14 protein-coding genes are annotated in these 15,768 nt (G+C 72.2%); 7 read left to right on the forward strand and 7 right to left on the reverse strand.

From position 1 onward, the window contains the following. Positions 1 to 72 precede the first annotated feature (72 nt). Positions 73 to 1,764 (reverse strand): bifunctional 3'-5' exonuclease/DNA polymerase, encoded by a 1,692-nt coding sequence (locus QQ657_RS05365; RefSeq protein ID WP_284740933.1) that lies wholly within the window; start codon positions 1,762 to 1,764, stop codon positions 73 to 75. Positions 1,765 to 1,925: 161 nt separating this feature from the next. Here QQ657_RS05365 and QQ657_RS05370 point away from each other — a divergent pair, with 161 nt between their 5' ends. Further along, complete coding sequence (locus tag QQ657_RS05370; RefSeq protein ID WP_284740934.1) at positions 1,926 to 3,560, forward strand: acyl-CoA synthetase; 1,635 nt, start codon at positions 1,926 to 1,928, stop codon at positions 3,558 to 3,560. Here QQ657_RS05370 and QQ657_RS05375 read toward each other — a convergent pair. Beyond that, positions 3,555 to 3,887, reverse strand: a complete 333-nt coding sequence (locus tag QQ657_RS05375; RefSeq protein ID WP_284740935.1) for a nuclear transport factor 2 family protein — start codon at positions 3,885 to 3,887, stop codon at positions 3,555 to 3,557. The genes QQ657_RS05370 and QQ657_RS05375 overlap by 6 nt on opposite strands. A gap of 40 nt (positions 3,888 to 3,927) precedes the next feature. Here QQ657_RS05375 and QQ657_RS05380 point away from each other — a divergent pair, with 40 nt between their 5' ends. Further along, positions 3,928 to 6,891, forward strand: coding sequence for a helix-turn-helix transcriptional regulator (locus tag QQ657_RS05380; RefSeq protein ID WP_284740936.1), 2,964 nt, complete (start codon positions 3,928 to 3,930; stop codon positions 6,889 to 6,891). A gap of 10 nt (positions 6,892 to 6,901) precedes the next feature. Here the strand turns inward: QQ657_RS05380 and QQ657_RS05385 are convergent, their stop codons facing one another. Then, positions 6,902 to 7,828, reverse strand: coding sequence for a hypothetical protein (locus QQ657_RS05385; protein ID WP_284740937.1), 927 nt, complete (start codon positions 7,826 to 7,828; stop codon positions 6,902 to 6,904). Between the two features lie 367 nt (positions 7,829 to 8,195). On the opposite strand from QQ657_RS05385, the gene QQ657_RS05390 reads away from it, so the two are divergent. The 5 genes from QQ657_RS05390 to QQ657_RS05410 are packed head-to-tail and all read left to right on the forward strand — an operon-like array spanning position 8,196 to position 11,956. Continuing rightward, on the forward strand, positions 8,196 to 8,948 hold the full coding sequence (locus QQ657_RS05390) for an SDR family oxidoreductase (protein WP_284740938.1): 753 nt from the start codon (positions 8,196 to 8,198) through the stop codon (positions 8,946 to 8,948). Continuing rightward, on the forward strand, positions 8,945 to 10,000 hold the full coding sequence (locus tag QQ657_RS05395; RefSeq protein ID WP_284740939.1) for a phosphotransferase family protein: 1,056 nt from the start codon (positions 8,945 to 8,947) through the stop codon (positions 9,998 to 10,000). The genes QQ657_RS05390 and QQ657_RS05395 overlap by 4 nt, the downstream gene beginning before the upstream one ends. Next, the gene (locus QQ657_RS05400) at positions 10,001 to 10,657 is read left to right on the forward strand and encodes a histidine phosphatase family protein (protein ID WP_284740940.1); all 657 of its coding nucleotides are present in this window, start codon (positions 10,001 to 10,003) and stop codon (positions 10,655 to 10,657) included. A 10-nt stretch (positions 10,658 to 10,667) separates the two neighbouring features. Further along, positions 10,668 to 11,579, forward strand: a complete 912-nt coding sequence (locus tag QQ657_RS05405; protein ID WP_284740941.1) for an SMP-30/gluconolactonase/LRE family protein — start codon at positions 10,668 to 10,670, stop codon at positions 11,577 to 11,579. Continuing rightward, positions 11,573 to 11,956, forward strand: coding sequence for a VOC family protein (locus QQ657_RS05410; protein ID WP_284740942.1), 384 nt, complete (start codon positions 11,573 to 11,575; stop codon positions 11,954 to 11,956). Before QQ657_RS05405 ends, QQ657_RS05410 begins: the two co-directional genes overlap by 7 nt. On the opposite strand, the gene QQ657_RS05415 is transcribed toward QQ657_RS05410, so the two are convergent. The 4 genes from QQ657_RS05415 to QQ657_RS05430 are packed head-to-tail and all read right to left on the reverse strand — an operon-like array spanning position 11,953 to position 15,728. After that, positions 11,953 to 12,780, reverse strand: coding sequence for an enoyl-CoA hydratase family protein (locus QQ657_RS05415; RefSeq protein WP_284740943.1), 828 nt, complete (start codon positions 12,778 to 12,780; stop codon positions 11,953 to 11,955). The genes QQ657_RS05410 and QQ657_RS05415 overlap by 4 nt on opposite strands. Then, entirely contained in the window at positions 12,777 to 13,469 is a 693-nt protein-coding gene (locus QQ657_RS05420; protein WP_284740944.1) for an SDR family NAD(P)-dependent oxidoreductase, read from the reverse strand. The genes QQ657_RS05415 and QQ657_RS05420 overlap by 4 nt, the downstream gene beginning before the upstream one ends. Further along, a complete protein-coding gene (locus QQ657_RS05425; protein ID WP_284740945.1) occupies positions 13,466 to 14,983 on the reverse strand; it encodes a benzoate-CoA ligase family protein in 1,518 nt (505 codons plus the stop codon). The genes QQ657_RS05420 and QQ657_RS05425 overlap by 4 nt, the downstream gene beginning before the upstream one ends. Continuing rightward, positions 14,976 to 15,728, reverse strand: a complete 753-nt coding sequence (locus tag QQ657_RS05430) for a creatininase family protein (RefSeq protein ID WP_284740946.1) — start codon at positions 15,726 to 15,728, stop codon at positions 14,976 to 14,978. Before QQ657_RS05430 ends, QQ657_RS05425 begins: the two co-directional genes overlap by 8 nt. Positions 15,729 to 15,768: the final 40 nt, after the last annotated feature.

Here is a 15,768-nt window from a genome sequence, read left to right on the forward strand (position 1 = left end):
AGCAATCCCGATTGCGCCGAAGGGGTACTCCGGTGATCGTCCATGTGGTCACTGATCAGAGCGGTGATGAAGTTACTTCGCGTCGGCGTAGGTGTCGACCGGGGCGATGTGCAAGGGGAACCGGACCGGGCAGGCCGGGCCGAACAGCATTCTCGCCGCCTCCGCGATCGAGTCCGTGATCGCCGCCGTCACCTCCTCGGCCAACGCCGCCGGCGTGTGGACGATGACCTCGTCGTGCTGGAAGAACACCAGGTGCGCCGGGGCCGGGAGGCGTTGGCGCAGCGTTGCCAGCATCACCGCCGTCATGTCGGCCGCGCTGGCCTGGACGACGAAGTTGCGCGTGAACCGGCCCCAGCCGCGGGAGGCCCGGCGGGCCTTCACCTCGCCGGCTTCGTCCGACGCCAGCCCGCCGGTCAACGCGCGCCAGGCAGCCGAAGGCGCGGGAGACGTCCGGCCCAGCCGGGAGCGGACGCGCTCGCCGCGTTCGCCCGCCTGCGCGGCGTGCTCCACATAGGACACCGCGTCCGGGAAACGCTGGCGTAGCAGGGCAAGCAGCGGCCCCGCCTCGCCGGACGTGCCGCCGTACATCGCCGAGAGCATCGCTATCTTCGCGCGCGCCCGGTCGTCTCGGTCGTCGTCCGGTGACAACGGGACCCAGCGGGCGCCCGAGAACAACGCCTCGCCGAGGCGCGCGTACAGGTCCGTCGCCGCCGCGACGTCGGCCAGCCTGCGGTCGCCCGACAACGCCGTCAGCACCCTCGGCTCCAGCTGGGCCGCGTCGGCCACCACCAGCTTCCAGCCCGGGTCCGCGCGCACGCACGTGCGCAGCACCTTCGGGATCTGCAGTGCCCCGCCGCCGCGGCTGGCCCAGCGCCCGGACACCACGCCGCCGACGACGTAGTGCGGGCGGAACCGGCCGTCGGTGACCCACTCCTCGAGCCAGGCCCAGCCGTTCGCCGCGTACAGCCGGGACAGCTCCTTGTACTCCAGCAACGGCGCGACCGCGGGATGGTCGATGCCCTTCAGGAGGTACTTCCGCGCCGCCGGCACCTCGATCCCGGCCCAGGCCAGCGCCTTGACCACGCTCGGCGGCGAGTCCGGGTTGACCGGCCGCCCGCCGAACGCCTCGCTGATCTTCGCCGCCAGGTCCACCAGCACCTTCGGCCGCTCCCCGGGGCGCACCCGCGGGCCGAGCCGGGAAACCAGCAGCTCCTCGTGCAGGTCGGCGCGCCACGGCAAGCCGTCGGCCGACATCTCCACCGCGGCCAGCGCACTCGCCGACTCCGCGGCCAGCAGCAGCCGCAGCCGCTCGGGGTGCTCGGCCGCCGCCACGCGCCGCTCCTGCTCCGCGAGCACGCGCCGCACCGCCGTGACGACCGTCACGCCCTCGGGCAGCGTCGGCGCCCGGGTGTCGAACAGCGTCGGCTGCGCCAGCTCGACGGCCGTGGAATCGGGCGGCGGCTCCTCGCCGTTGGTCCTGGCCCAGGCCGCGCGCAGGCTCCGCGACTGCCCCTCCTGACCCTCGTACGCCAGCAGCAGCCCTTCGGCCAGCGCGAGGTCGTAGCAGCGCCGGACCCGCAGCCCGGCCGCGACGAGCGCCGGGTACACGCCCTCCACCGACGGGAACACCCAGCGCGGCCGCAGCGACGTCTCCAGCTCCCGGGCCAGCGCCGCGAAACCCGCTTCGTCCAGGCCGTTCACCGTCGACGCCGTCGACTGCACGGTGAAGCTCCCGTCCTCCTCCCGCCCGGCGATCACCTGCACGAAGACATCATGACGGCCACCACCGACAGTTTCCGCCCGAACGCGACTGGTGCGTTCGGCCGAAGGTTGGGCTACTCTCCGGTAGCCCCCATACCGCCGGTACGCCTGCCGTCGGCGTGGGCGAGGAGCCTCACTCTTCCCGCAGCAACGGAGGTGCTTGGATGAGCCTGGTCGAGCTCGCCACGCAGGTGGCGGACAAGGTGGCGGAGACAGCGCGCAGCGTGGATGTGATGCGGCGGGCCGGTCTCGTTCCCTTTCCCCGGCTCGACGAGGGGGTCCGGTCACTCGTCGCGCTCCGCAAGTTCGGGCCCTTCGCCGGCGCGAACCACATCTCCGCGCGCCGCGACCCGACCGCCGTCGGCATCGTCGACGAGCTCGGCCCGCTGACCTACAAGCAGCTCGACGACCAGTCGAACGCGCTGGCCCGGGCCTGGTCCGAGCGTGGGATCAAGCCGGGTCAGGTCGTCGCCGCGCTGTGCCGCGACCACCGCGGCCTGGTGATCACGATGGCCGCGTCGGGCAAGCTCGGCGTCCGGCTGCTGCTCATGAACACCGGCTTCGCGAAGCCGCAGCTGGCCGACGTCGCCAAGCGCGAGGGCGTCACGGCGCTGGTGTACGACCAGGAGTTCACCGGCCTGCTCGACGCGATCCCCGCCGGCGTCGAGCGCTACCTGGCCTGGGTCGACCCGGACAGCGACCTGACCGACCGGGACGTGCCGGTGCTGTCGGAGATCATCGCCAGCACCGACGACCGGCCGTGGCCCGCGCCGGCCAAGCCGGGCGGTTTCGTGCTGCTGACCAGCGGAACCACCGGCACGCCGAAGGGCGCGCCGCGGCCGCACACCTCCGCGCTGGCGTCCGCGCAGTTCCTCGACCGGATCCCGCTGCGGTCCAACGAAGCCACCTACATGGGCGCACCGCTGTTCCACGGCACCGGCCTTTCGCAGTTCATCCTCTCCTTCGCGCTCGGCTCGAAGGTCGTGATGCGCCGCAAGTTCACGCCCGAAGAAGCGCTGCGTGGCGTCGCCGAGCACAAGTGCACCGCGCTCGTGCTGGTCCCGACCATGCTGCAGCGCATCGTCGACCTGCCGAAGGACGTCCGGGAGAAGTACGACACGTCGGCGCTGCGCATCATCTTCGTCGCCGGCTCGGCGCTGTCGCCGGACCTCGGCAACCGCGCCAACGAGGCGTTCGGCCCGGTCGTGCACAACCTCTACGGCTCCACCGAGGTCGCCGTGGCGACGGTCGCGACGCCGGAAGACTGGGCGAAGGCGCCCGGCACGGTCGGCCGCGCGCCGGTCGGCTGCAAGGTGGCGCTCTACGACGAAAAGGGCGGCAAGATCACCGAGCCGAACGTCACCGGCCGGGTGTTCGTCGGCAGCGGCCTCAGCTTCGGCGGCTACACCGACGGCCGCCACAAGGAGATCATCGACGGCCTCCTCTCCAGCGGCGACGTCGGCCACTTCGACGACGACGGCCTCCTCTTCATCGACGGCCGCGACGACGAGATGATCGTCTCCGGCGGCGAGAACGTGTTCCCGATCGAGGTGGAGAACCTCCTGGTCGAGCGCGAAGACGTGCTGGAAGCGGCGGTGATCGGCGTCCAGGACCCGGAGTTCGGGCAGCGCCTCAAGGCGTTCGTGGTGCTGGCGGACGGCGCGAAGCTCGACGTCGAGGGCGTCCGCGACTACGTCAAGGCGAACCTGGCGCGCTACAAGGTGCCCCGCGACGTCGAGTTCCTGGACGAGCTGCCGCGCAACGCGACCGGGAAGGTGCTGCGGACCAAGTTGTCATGAGCCGCGCTGGACGTTGACGATCTGCCAGCGTCCCTCGCGCCGCGCCGCCACCACCGTGCAGCCGGTGCCGTCGCGCTGACCGGTCGCCACCCCGACCGACGGCGTCACCCGCAGGCCCGTCCACCGGAACGCGCCCGCGGGGGCCCGGCCGGGCCAGGCGTCGCGGTCGAGCACGCGGCCGTCCGGGCCGTCGCCGCGGAAGTCGGCGGCGAGCAGCGGCTCCCACGCGGGCGCGTCGCCGCGGGCCTCGGCGTCCCGCCAGCGGGTCAGCAGCTCTTCGAACGTCTCCACGTCCTCGAAGGTCGCAGCCGCGGCGCGCCGGGACATCTGCCACCTGGCCGAGATTCGCTGGCAGACTGGCCGGGCCATGACCGAGACGAACCTCCTCCCCACGGGCACGGTCACGATCCTGTGCGCCGGTGACGCGACCCCGGCTGTCTTCGCGACGCCCGGCGAAGCGCTCGAGACACTGAACGGCGGGCCCGCCGCCCTGCACACCGGCGAAGCGCTGGTCCGCGACGACGGCACGCCCACCGGACCCGCCGTCCGCCGCTGCGAACAGCTGCGGGAGCTGGCCGGCGACGGCCGGACGCTCGTCTCGGCGTCCGCCGCCGCGGCCCTGACCGGCGTCACGCTGCACGACCTCGGCGTCCACCGGCTGCCGGACCTCACCGCGCCCGAGCGGATCTTCCAGCTCGGCGGCACCCCCGCGCCGCTGCGCTCGTTGGACGCGATCCCGAACAACCTGCCGGTGCAGCTGACCGGATTCGTCGGCCGCGAGACCGAGGCCGGTGAGGTCCGGGGCCGGCTGGCCGGCGGCCGGCTCGTCACGCTCGCCGGGCCGGGTGGCAGTGGCAAGACGCGGCTGGCCGCCCAGGTCGCGGCCGCGGCGGCCGGACGCTGGCCCGACGGCGTGTGGTGGGTCGAGCTCGACGCCGTCAGCGGCCGCGCCGAAGTCGCCGAGCAGGTCGCCGCGACGCTCGGCGTGCCGGTGGAGCCGCACGCGGGTGCCGCTCGCACGGTCGCGACGGAGCTGCGCGACCGGCGCGTCCTGCTCTGCCTCGACAACTGCGAACACGTCCTCGACGGCGTCGCGGACCTCGCCGTCGAACTGCTCCGGTCCTGCCCCGAGGTCGCGGTGCTGACGACCAGCCGGGAACCCCTGGACGTGCCGGGGGAGACGGTTTGGCGGGTGCCGCCGCTGGCCGTCGAGGAGGCCGTCGCGCTGTTCGTCGAACGGGCCGGCGCGGTCCGGCCGCTGTTCACTTTGGACACTTCGAGCGCGGTCGCCGTCCGGTCGGTCTGCACCCGGCTCGACGGCATCCCGCTGGCCGTCGAGCTCGCCGCCGCGTGGCTCGGAACCCTTACCCCGCACCAGATCGACGCCGGCCTCGACGACCGGTTCGCTTTACTCACCCGCGGCCCGCGCGGCGTGCCGGCGCGGCAGCAGACACTGGCCGCGTCCATCGCGTGGAGCCACGACCAACTCGACGACGAAGACCGCACAGTGTTCCGCCGGCTCTCGGTGTTCGCCGGCGGGTTCACCCTGGACGCGGCCGGTGGCCCGGCCGTGCTGCCCGCACTGGGCCGGCTCGTCGACAAGTCCTTGGTGCTGGCCGAAAACGGCCGCTACCGGCTCCTGGAGACCCTGCGCGAGTACGCGGCGGCACGGCTGGCCGAGGCGGGCGAGGCCGACGCCGTCCGGGACCGGCACCTCGACCACTTCCTCGCCCTCGCCGAAGCCGCCGAACCCGACCTCGATCGGGACAAGGACGCCTGGCGCGCGCGGGTGGAACCGGAGCGCGACAACTTTCGCGCGGCCCTGGAATGGGGACTGGCGAAGGAAGATCCCACGCGGGGACGCCGGCTCGCCGCCGCCGTCGCGTGGCTGTGGAACCTGCGGGGCCGCGGCCACGAAGGCCTGGCGTACCTGAAGCGCGCGGTCGCCCGCTGCCCGGACGAGCGTTCCCCGTTGCAGGCCCGGCTGCTGACCGGGATGGGGCTGGTCGCGGACACGACGGCGCCGTTCGACGTCGAAGCCGCGCGGCTGGGCCTGGAGATCGCCACCGAACTCGGCGAAGCGGGGTTGCGCGCGCGATGCCTCTCGTTGACCGCTCTTGGGCACCTCTACACGGACTTCGACGCCGCCTGGGACCTCGCGCTCGAAGCCGAGAAGGTCGCCGAGGCGGCCGAAGACGGCTTCGCGCGTGACAGTGCGTTGTTGCTGCGCGGGATCGTCCTGCACGCCCGTGACCGGCACGACGAAGCCGACCTCCTGCTCGCCGAAGCGGCCGAAGGACTCCTTCGCCGGGGCGACCGCGGACTCGCGTCGACAGTCCTCAGCGCCCGGTCGGCGAGCGCGGTCGCGTCGGCGGATCTGCCGCGGGCGCGCGAACTCGCCGAGCACGCCGTCGAGGTCGCCGCGCCGCTCGGGGACTTCCACCGGGTCAACACGACGTTGTGCCGGCTGGCGATCGTGCACTGCCTGGCCGGCGACGTCGACGCCGGTTTCCGCGTGATGGAGCCGTTCCTGCGGCTCCTCGAGACCGCGGGGGACGTCTTCGTACCCGGCATGGCCGGGGTGATGGGCGAGCTGCACCGGCGGCGCGGCGAGTGGGACGAAGCCGCGCGCTGGTTCGAACGCGAAGCCATTCCCGGGACGTACCTGGCGTCGCAGGGGCTCGCCGAACGCGGTGCGGTGCTGCGTGCGCAGGGCCGCACCGACGAGGCCGCGGAGGTGCTCGCCACCGCCGTCGACCTGACCCGGCGCTGGGGCTTGCGTTCGGCCTTGGCCGACGCCTTGGACCAGCAGGGGTACCTGGCCGGGCCGGAGCAGGCCGCCGAGCTGCACCACGAGGCGCTGACGCTGCGCGTCGACCACGGGCTGCGCCTGGGCGTCCTGGGCAGCCTGGACGCGCTGACCGCGCTCTTCGCCCGCACCGGCCGTGAGGCCGACGCCGCCCGGGTGTTCGTTTCGGCGTCCCGTATCCGTGCTGAACTGGGCTTTCCCCGGCGCCGGGAAGAGCAGCGGGAGCTGGACGCGCTCGGGCTCACGACGGACGAGGCGCCGATGAGCCTCGACGACGTCGTCGCGTTCGTCCGCCGGACCCGGGGTGCGCGCGGCCGCCCGTCGAGCGGCTGGGGCAGCCTGACGCCGACCGAGCGGGAGGTCGTGAAGCTCGCGGCCGAGGGCTGCACGAACCCGGAGATCGGCGCCCGGCTGTTCATGAGCCGCGGCACGGTGAAGACGCACCTCGCGCACGTCTACGCCAAGCTGGGCATCGCGAACCGCACGGAACTGGCCACCGCGGCGGCCGCCCACCTCGGCTGACGGCGGTGGATCAGTCCCAGTCGATGCCGAAGACGCCGGGGCCGAAGTCCAGCGCCACCGCGTGGACGCCGTCGCCGCCGTCGAGCTTCAACTGGCGGCGGGTGCGGGAGCCCGTGCCGCCGTTGCGGGCGTACTGCCAGCAGCGCTCGGGCGCCGTGCCCGGGGCGAACCGGACCTCCAGCAGGTACTCCCGCACCGGGCGCCGGAACTCGCGGTAGTACGTGTTGCGGCACTCCGGGTACGGCGGCCCGCCGTTGGTCAGCGTGTACTCGATCAGGTGCGTCTCGCCGCGGTCGATCGGCTGGTCGAAGATCAGCTCGGCGACGATCAGGCCGTGCGCCTCGTCGGTCTCGGCGCGCCCGACCCGGCAGTTGCGCACCGCGTGCAGCTCCGGCGCGCCGGCGGCCGGGTCGTCCTGGGTGTAGACGAGCAGCCAGCGGTCCTGGCCGTCCGCGCCCGCCTGGAACACCGCCCGCGCGGTGACCGCGCGCTGGCCGCCGTCCGCGGCGATCTCGCACAGGTCGTGCAGCCCGACCAGCTTGAGCGGATGCTGGCGCTCGAGCGCGTCCGGCGCACCGACCTTGTCCAGCAGCGGCTGGAGCGTTTCGAGGGGGAACGTCATGGGCTCGCCGCCCGCCTGGCGCTTCCCGGCTCCACCGCGGGGCCGGGGCGGCGGCAGCAGCCCGAGCAGGGACCCGGCGGGGACGTCGAGGATTTCTTCCAGCGTGCGGACGGCCGAGAGCGAGCTCTGCCGCTCGGGCTGGCGCTTGCCGGACTGCCAATAACTGAGTGCGGTGACGCTGACGACGACGCCGCGGGCGCGCAGCCGCGCCTGGATCCGGTCGAGGGAGAGCCCGCTGGTCGCGATGGCCGCGCGCAGGTGGGTGGCGAACGCGGTGCGCTCACCCTGCTGACCGCCCGCCGTGCTGCCCGCCATTGCCGACCCGCCCCGTAACGTCCCCCGACGATCCCCGACACGGTGCACGTTAGCAGGATCTTCCGCCCTCATCGCCGGGGTGGCCGGTGGCCGGTGACCCGGGGTCCACTCGGGCGAACGGGCTAGTACTGGCAACTGTGAACCATTGCCCCGGCCTGGGCGGACGCGCTTGTATGACTTGCCCGCGCCGGTGGCTCCGCCTCCCCCCTCACGGCCCATCCGGGAGCGGGCGACAGCCGTGGACAACGGCTCCGGCTCACCCGGCCGCGTTGTGCGACCGGCCGGGCGGCCGCGCGATGACCGGTGGCCCGGCGACGCCCCCAGCGCCGGGCCACCGGTCTTATTACTTCCGGGTAGCATCCCGTCCATGACGGTCCGGCAGAACATCCTGATCACCGGCGCGAGCAGCGGTTTGGGCGAAGGTATGGCCCGCCAGTTCGCGGCGAGAGGGCGCAACCTCGCACTCTGCGCGCGGCGCACCGACCGGCTCGAAAAGCTGGCGGCCGAGCTGACCGCGGCGCACCCCGGGATCACGGTCGTCACGCGCAAGCTCGACGTCACCGACCACGACAGCGTCTTCACCGTCTTCGAGGAGTTCCGCGCCGAGCTGGGGTCCCTCGACCGGGTGATAGTGAACGCCGGGCTCGGGAAGGGCCAGCCGGTCGGGAAGGGCCGGTTCGACGCCAACCGGCAGACCCTCGAGGTCAACTTCGTCGCGGCCGCCGCCCAGATCGAGGCCGCCGCCGGGATCTTCCGCGAGCAGGGCACCGGCCACCTGGCCGTCGTCTCGTCGTTCAGCGCCATCCGCGGCCTGCCGGGCAACCTGACCGCGTACGCCGCGTCGAAGGCCGGGATCTCGGCGTTCGTCGACGGCACCCGGCTGGAGCTCAAGCGCAAGGGCATCACCGTCACCGACATCCGGCCGGGCTACATCGAGTCGGAGATGAACGACCGGATCGGCCGGAACCCGTTGCTGGCCAAGGCCGAGACCGGCGCGCGGGCGCTGGTCAAGGCGGTCGAAGCCGAGCGGGCGCGGGCCTACGTCCCGGCGTGGCCGTGGGTGCCGCTGAGCCTCGCGATGCGCGTGGTGCCGGCTTCGATCCTGCGGAGGTTCGCGTGACCACGGTCGAGGTGCGCGAAGAAGACGCCTTCGACGCGGCCGCGGTGCACGCCTGGCTGGCCGCGCGGGTCGAGGGCCTCGGCGCCGGGCCGCCGAGCGTGCGGCAGTTCCCCGGCGGCGCGTCGAACCTGACGTACCTGCTGACCTACCCGGACCGCGAGCTGATCCTGCGCCGCCCGCCCGCCGGGCACAAAGCGGCGTCGGCGCACGACATGCGGCGCGAGTACCGGGTGCAGCACGCGCTGCGGCCGGTGTTCCCGTACGTGCCGCGGATGCTGGCGTTCGGGGACGACCCGGCCGTGCTCGGCGGCGACTTCTACGTCATGGAGAAGCTCGACGGCCTGATCCTGCGGGGCGACCTCCCCGAGGGCATGACGCTGACGCCGGAGCAGGCGCGGGCGCTGTCGGGCAAGGTCGTCGACCGGCTGGTGGACCTGCATGCCGTCGACGTCGAGAAGGCCGGGCTGGCCGACCTCGGCAAGGGCGCGGGGTACGTCGAACGGCAGATCCGCGGCTGGTCGGACCGGTACGCCGCGGCCCGCACGGACAACGTCGGCGACTTCGCCGAGGTCCGCACGTGGCTCGCTTCGAACCAGCCCGGCGAGGTCAAGATCTGCCTGATCCACAACGACTACCGCCTCGACAACCTGGTCCTCGACGGCCCGGAGACGCTGAACATCGCCGGTGTCCTCGACTGGGAGATGGCCACGCTCGGCGACCCGCTGATGGAGCTGGGCAGCATGCTCGCCTACTGGGTCCAGGCCGATGACGACGACGTCATGCAGGCGAGCCGCCGCCAGCCGACGCACCTGCCGGGGACGTTCACGCGCGAGGAGTTCGTCGCGCGGTACGCCGAGAGGACCGGGCTTTCCGTGGACGACTGGCGGTTCTACGAGGTCTACGGCCTGTTCCGGCTCGCCGCGGTGCTGCAGCAGCTGTACCGGCGCTACCACGACGGCGCCACCCGCAACCCGGCGTTCAAGGACTTCTGGCAGTTCGTCGGCTACCTGGACTGGCGCTGCCGGGAGATCATCGCGAAGGGGAGGGTCTGAGTGGGCGCGATCTACCTGGTCCGGCACGGGCAGGCGTCGTTCGGTGCGGAGGACTACGACGCGCTTTCCCCACGCGGGTTCGAGCAGTCCACTGTGGTCGGTGCGGAGCTGCTGCGGCGCACCGTCTCCTTCAGCCAGGTCCGATCGGGAACGCTCGCGCGGCAGCGGGACACCGCGGCGACGGCGCTCAAGGTCGTCGGCACCGACGTCCCGGTCGTCGAGGACCCGCGCTGGAACGAGTACGACCACGTCGACATCGCGCGGCACCACGCCGGAGGCGCGCCGCAGGAGGATTCCCGCGCGTACCAAGGACTGCTGGACGCGGCGCTGACGGCGTGGATCTCGGCGGGCGACGGCGGGCCGTGCGCCGAGACGTGGCCCGCGTTCCTCGCGCGCTGCCGTTCCGCTCTGGAGGATCTGGTGGCGTCGCTGGGCAAGGGCGAGCACGCGGTCGTGTTCACCTCCGGCGGCGTGATCGCCACGATCTGCGGCCTGCTGATGGGGACGCCCGAAGCCGGGCTGCTCAAGCTCAACCGCGTCACGGTCAACGGCGGCATCACGAAGCTGGTGTCCGGCCGCGGCGGCGTCACTATGCTGTCGTTCAACGAACAGCCGCACTTCGAGGCCGAAGCGGCTTCGCTGCTGACCTACCGGTAGGAGACGTCCGATGCGGTTCGGCGAGGTCACGGTCATCCCGGTCAACGGGCACGGCCCGGAAGACGTCGTGGTCGACGGCGAGGGCCGGATCTACGCCGGCGTCGACGACGGGCGCATCCTGCGCGTGTCCCCGGACGGCCGGCGCATCGACGTCATCGCCGACACGGGCGGGCGGCCGCTGGGGCTGGAGCTGTACGGCGAGGACGAGCTGCTGATCTGCGACGCGCGGGCGGGCCTGCTGGTGGTGCCGCTGGCCGGTGGCAAGCCGTCGACCTTGGCCACTTCCGCCTTGGGCCTGGACTTCGTGTTCTGCAACAACGCGGCGGTGGCGTCCGACGGGACGGTGTACTTCACGGATTCTTCGCGCCGCTTCGGCATCGACAACTGGCGCGACGACCTGATCGAGCAGACGGCGGGCGGGCGGCTCTTGCGGCGTTCCCCGGACGGCTCGATCGACCTGCTCCTGGACGGCCTCCAGTTCGCGAACGGCGTGGCGCTGCCCCCGGACGAGTCGTTCGTGGCGGTGGCGGAGACGGGCGCGTTCAGCGTGTCCCGCGTCCGGCTCTCGGACGGTCACCGGGACGTGCTGATCGAGGACCTGTGGGGCTTCCCGGACAACATTTCGACGGGCTCGGACGGGCTGATCTGGATCACCCAGGCATCCCCGCGCGTGCCGGCACTGGACGTGGTGCGCCGCCTGCCGGCGTTCCTGCGGGCCGGCGTCCGGGCGCTCCCGACGTCGCTGCAGCCGAGTCCCGGCCGCGAAGTGGGCGTCCTGGGCGTATCGGCGGAAGGCAAGGTGGAGCGCGAGCTGCGTGGGGAGATCGACGGTTTCCACATGCTGGTGGGCGTGCGGGAGTGGCAGGGGAAGCTGTACTTCGGTTCGCTGGAGGAAGACGCGATCGCGGTGACGCAATGCTGACCGACTTCCGGTTCGAATCGCGTCTCCCCACCCAGGACCTCGAGCGCGCCCGGCGCTGGTACAGCGAGAAGCTGGGCCTCGAGCCGGTCGAGGAGCGCGAAGGCGGACTTCGCTACGAAGGGGCGTCAGGAGTCTTCTGCCTGTACGCGTCGGCGGGCGCGTCCGACGGGTCCTTCACCCAGGCCGGGTTCTACATCGACGACCTGGAAGCGACCGTCGCGGCCCTGCGCGAGCGCGGGGTGGTCTTCGAGGAGTACGGCGACGACGGCATCGTGGAGATCCGGGGCAACTACCCGAGCAAGGGCAGCGGCGAGCGCGCGGCGTGGTTCCGTGACAGCGAGGGCAACCTGATCGGCCTCGCCCAGGTCGTCCCCTAACGCCCCGTCCATCGGGGCTCGCGGCCCGCGGTCCACGCCGCGTAGAACTCCTTGTGGTCCTTCGCCGTCATCAGCAACGCCTGGGTCATCGCCTCCAGCTCGATGGCACTACCCAGGTCCATGTCCAGTTCGCGGGTCAGCAGCACCTTCGTCGTCGCGTACGCCAGCGCTGGCCCGTCCGCCAGCCGGCGCGCCAACGCGGTAGCCGTCGAAGCCAGATCGGCGTCCGGCACCACCTGAGTAGCCAACCCGATCTCGGACGCACGCGAAGCCGACACCTTGTCGCCCAGGATCAGCAGCTCGGTCGCGCGACCCAAGCCCACCAGCCGCGGCAGGAGATAAGCCGAACCCATGTCGGCCCCCGCCAAGCCCACCTTCGTGAACAGGAACGCGAACTTGGCCGACTCCGCCAGCAGCCGGAAGTCGCTCGCCAGGGCGATCACCGACCCCGCGCCCGCCGCCACGCCGTTGACCGCCGCGATCACCGGCAGCGGGCACTCGCGCAGCGCTTTCACCACCGCGCCCGTCATGCGCGTGAACTCCAGCAGCTCCGCCGTCTCGAACTTCTGCAGCTCGCCGATGATCTCCTCGACGTCGCCGCCGGAGCAGAACCCGCGGCCCTGCCCGGTGATCACCAGCACGCGCACGTCTTCGTGCTGTGGCAGCTCCAGCACCAGGTCCCGCAGGTCGGCGTAGACGTCGAACGTCAACGCGTTCAGCTTCTCCGGCCGGGTGAACGTCACCGTGGCGACCCCGTCGGAAACCGTGAACTCGAAGTGTTCCCACTCCTTCGTCAGCGGTGCGGTCGCGCGGAACGGGCTCATGTCTGGATTCCTCCGCCGTCGAGTACGAGGGTCTGGCCGTTGATCGCGGCGGCTTCGGGGGCCGCCAGGAAGGAGACGGCGAACGCCACCTCCGAAGGTTCCAGCAGCCGGCCGAGCGGGGACGCCGCCGCCAGTGCCGCCTCCGCCTCGGACGAAGCGCGTCCCGTGCGCTCCTGGATGCGCGCCACCGAGGTCGCCGTCATGTCCGTGCGGACGAACGCCGGGCAGACCGCGTTCGCCGTGACGCCGGTGCCGGCCAGCTCCGCCGCGACCGCCCGCATCAGCCCGGCCGCCGCGTGCTTCGACGCCGTGTACCCGGCCGTATAGCGGTAGCCGACGTGCGACGCCGTCGACGCCACCGTGACGATCCGGCCGCGGTCCCGCGAGCGCATCCCCGGCAGCACCGCGCGGGTGCACAGGAACGCGCCGGTCGCGTTGACCTCGATCTGCGACCGCCAGTCGTCCAGCGAAGTCTTCGAAAGGGGCGCGCTCGAAGAGATCCCGGCGTTGTTCACCAGCACGTCCACCGGCCCCGCCGCCGCGAAATAAGCCGCGACGGCGTCCTCGTCGGTGACGTCGCATTCGGCGCGACCCGGCGCGAGCACCTCGTCCCCCAAAGCACGGAACCGCGCCGCGATCGCGGCACCGATGCCGCGGGTGCCGCCGGTGACCACGACCAGGCGGCTCACGACCGGCCCGCCAGGGTGCGCCGGTCGAGCTTTCCGTTGGCCGTACGGGGAAGTTCCGTCATGAACACCACTTCGCGGGGGTACTTGTGCTTGGCCAGCCGGTCTTTCGCGTGGGTCTTCAGCTCGTCCGCGGTCACCGAAGCACCGGCCCGCAGCACGACGTACGCGCGCGGCACGACCAGCCCGTCGACCTCCTGGCCGACCACCGCGCAGTCCACCACCGAAGGGTGCCCGAGCAGGCAGTCCTCGATCTCGCCGGGCGCGACGAACACCCCGCCGACCTTGAGCAGCGCGTCGGCGCGGCCGTGGTGGCGGAAGAATCCCTCGGAACGGCTGAAGAGGTCACCGGACGTCAGCGTGTCGCCGTCGAACGTCTTCGCGGACTTCTCGGGATCGCCGAAGTACTCGAGCGCGATCGTCGGCCCGGTGACCCGCAGCGGCCCGATTTCCCCGTCGGGCAAAGGATTCCCGAGTTCGTCGACGACCTGCGCGGTGTAGCCGGGCACCTCGGTGCCGAGCGTTCCGATCCGCGCCGAGCCCGGGCGGTTCGACAGGTAGATGTGGTACGCCTCGGACGAGCCGATCCCGTCCACCACCGGCACCCCGAACATCGCGTCCCACTTCCGGTGCAGCTCCGGCGGCAGCGCCTCGCCGGCCGACGTCGTCATCCGCAGGCAGCTCAGGTCCTGCGCAGCCGCGGCCGGGTGCGCGACCATCGCGCTCATCATCGTCGGCACGTTCACCAGCACGGTCGGCCGGTGGCGGGCGATCAGCTCGAACATCAGGTCCGCCGTGCTGCGCTCGGGGAACGCGATCCCGGCCGCGCCGACGCCGAACGGGAACAGCGCCACGAGGTCGCGCGCGTAGCCGAAGAACAGCTTGGGCACGGCGAGCACCCGGTCGTCCTCCCGTAGCCCGAGCACCTGGACGGCGTACCGCTCGAAGCTCTCTTTCGCACTGCGCAAGGGATGTACGCACGCCTTGGGCGCGCCGGTGCTGCCCGTGGTGAACTTCCAGATCCCGACGTCGTCCACAGTGGTCGGTGCGGCTTCCAACGAGTCCGGAGCCGCGTCGACGAGTGTCCGGAATGGACGCTCGCCCGGAAGCAGTTCGTCTTCGGGCACCCCGGTGACCAAAAGCCCGGTAGCGCCCGCTTCACGAAGAGCGGGCAGCGTGACGGCGTCCGCGATCACCGCGACGGCCTCGGTGTAGCCGAGGTAGTACGCGTAGTCCTTGGGTTGCAGGAACGGGTAGACCTCCGCGGTGACGGCGCCGATCTTCTGCGCGCCGTACCAGGTCGCGACGAACTCGTCGCCGTCGCTCAGCGCCAGCAGCACGCGCTGTCCTCTTCGGACACCGGCGTCGAGCAGCACGTTGCCGACGCGGTTGGTCAGCCGGGCCAGTTCCGCGTAACTCACCGAACGATCCCCGACCAACAGGGCGGTCCGATCGCCCCGCCCCGAAGCCACGTGCCGGTCGAGGAAATGCGTGGCGAGGTTGAACGGCTCAGTCACGGGCCAGCTCCCGGATCGCTTCCACCAGCAGATCGGTCAAGGTCGAGAACGTTGAAGTGCCTTCTTCCGCGGTCGCCTCGGCCGGTGAACCGCAGTACGCCTCGGTCATCCCCATCTCGCGGAAGCCACCATCCTCAGGAGCCGAAGCGAGACTCACGGGCACGTGCGGCAACGTCCGCATCAGCGGCTGGTCGACCAGTTCGGGCCGGTCGGCGAGCACGAGCGACGTCTCGTAGCGGCCCGCGTGGCACTCGCCGGAGCGGAACTCCTCGGTCAGCCGCTGCGCGTGGCGCCGCCGGACCAGGTCGAGCAGCGCGACGCGGCCGTCGTAGGCGAAGTTCAGCGTCTCGGCCGCGCGCCGCAGCGTGACCAGGTGTGCGGGCTCGAAGTGGTTGTTGACCAGCAGGATCCGCCGGAGCCGCTGGCCGATCAGCGCCGCCCCGATGTCGACGAGCAGCGAGTGCAGCGTCTCCTCGCCGATGTGGACACCGCCGGCGAACCCGGCCGCGAACCGCGTCACGCCGTACGGCACCTCGGGCAGGACCAGCACGTGGACGTCCTCGTCGGCCGCCAGCCGCTCGGCCGCGCGCTCGCACATCCCGCGCGAGATCAGCGGGTCCGTGCCCAGCGGCGCGTGCGGGCCGTGCGGCTCGATCGCGCCCAGGGGGAGCAGCAGCACCGGCGTGCGTGCGCCGTCCGCCAGGGCTGCGACCTGCCGCGAGCTGAGGTCCGCGAAGTACGTCACGCAAATCAAGCTACACCGCAGCGGCCTGAGGTGTATAGAG

This window comes from Amycolatopsis ponsaeliensis, assembly GCF_030182635.1.
Classification (GTDB): domain Bacteria; phylum Actinomycetota; class Actinomycetes; order Mycobacteriales; family Pseudonocardiaceae; genus Amycolatopsis; species Amycolatopsis ponsaeliensis.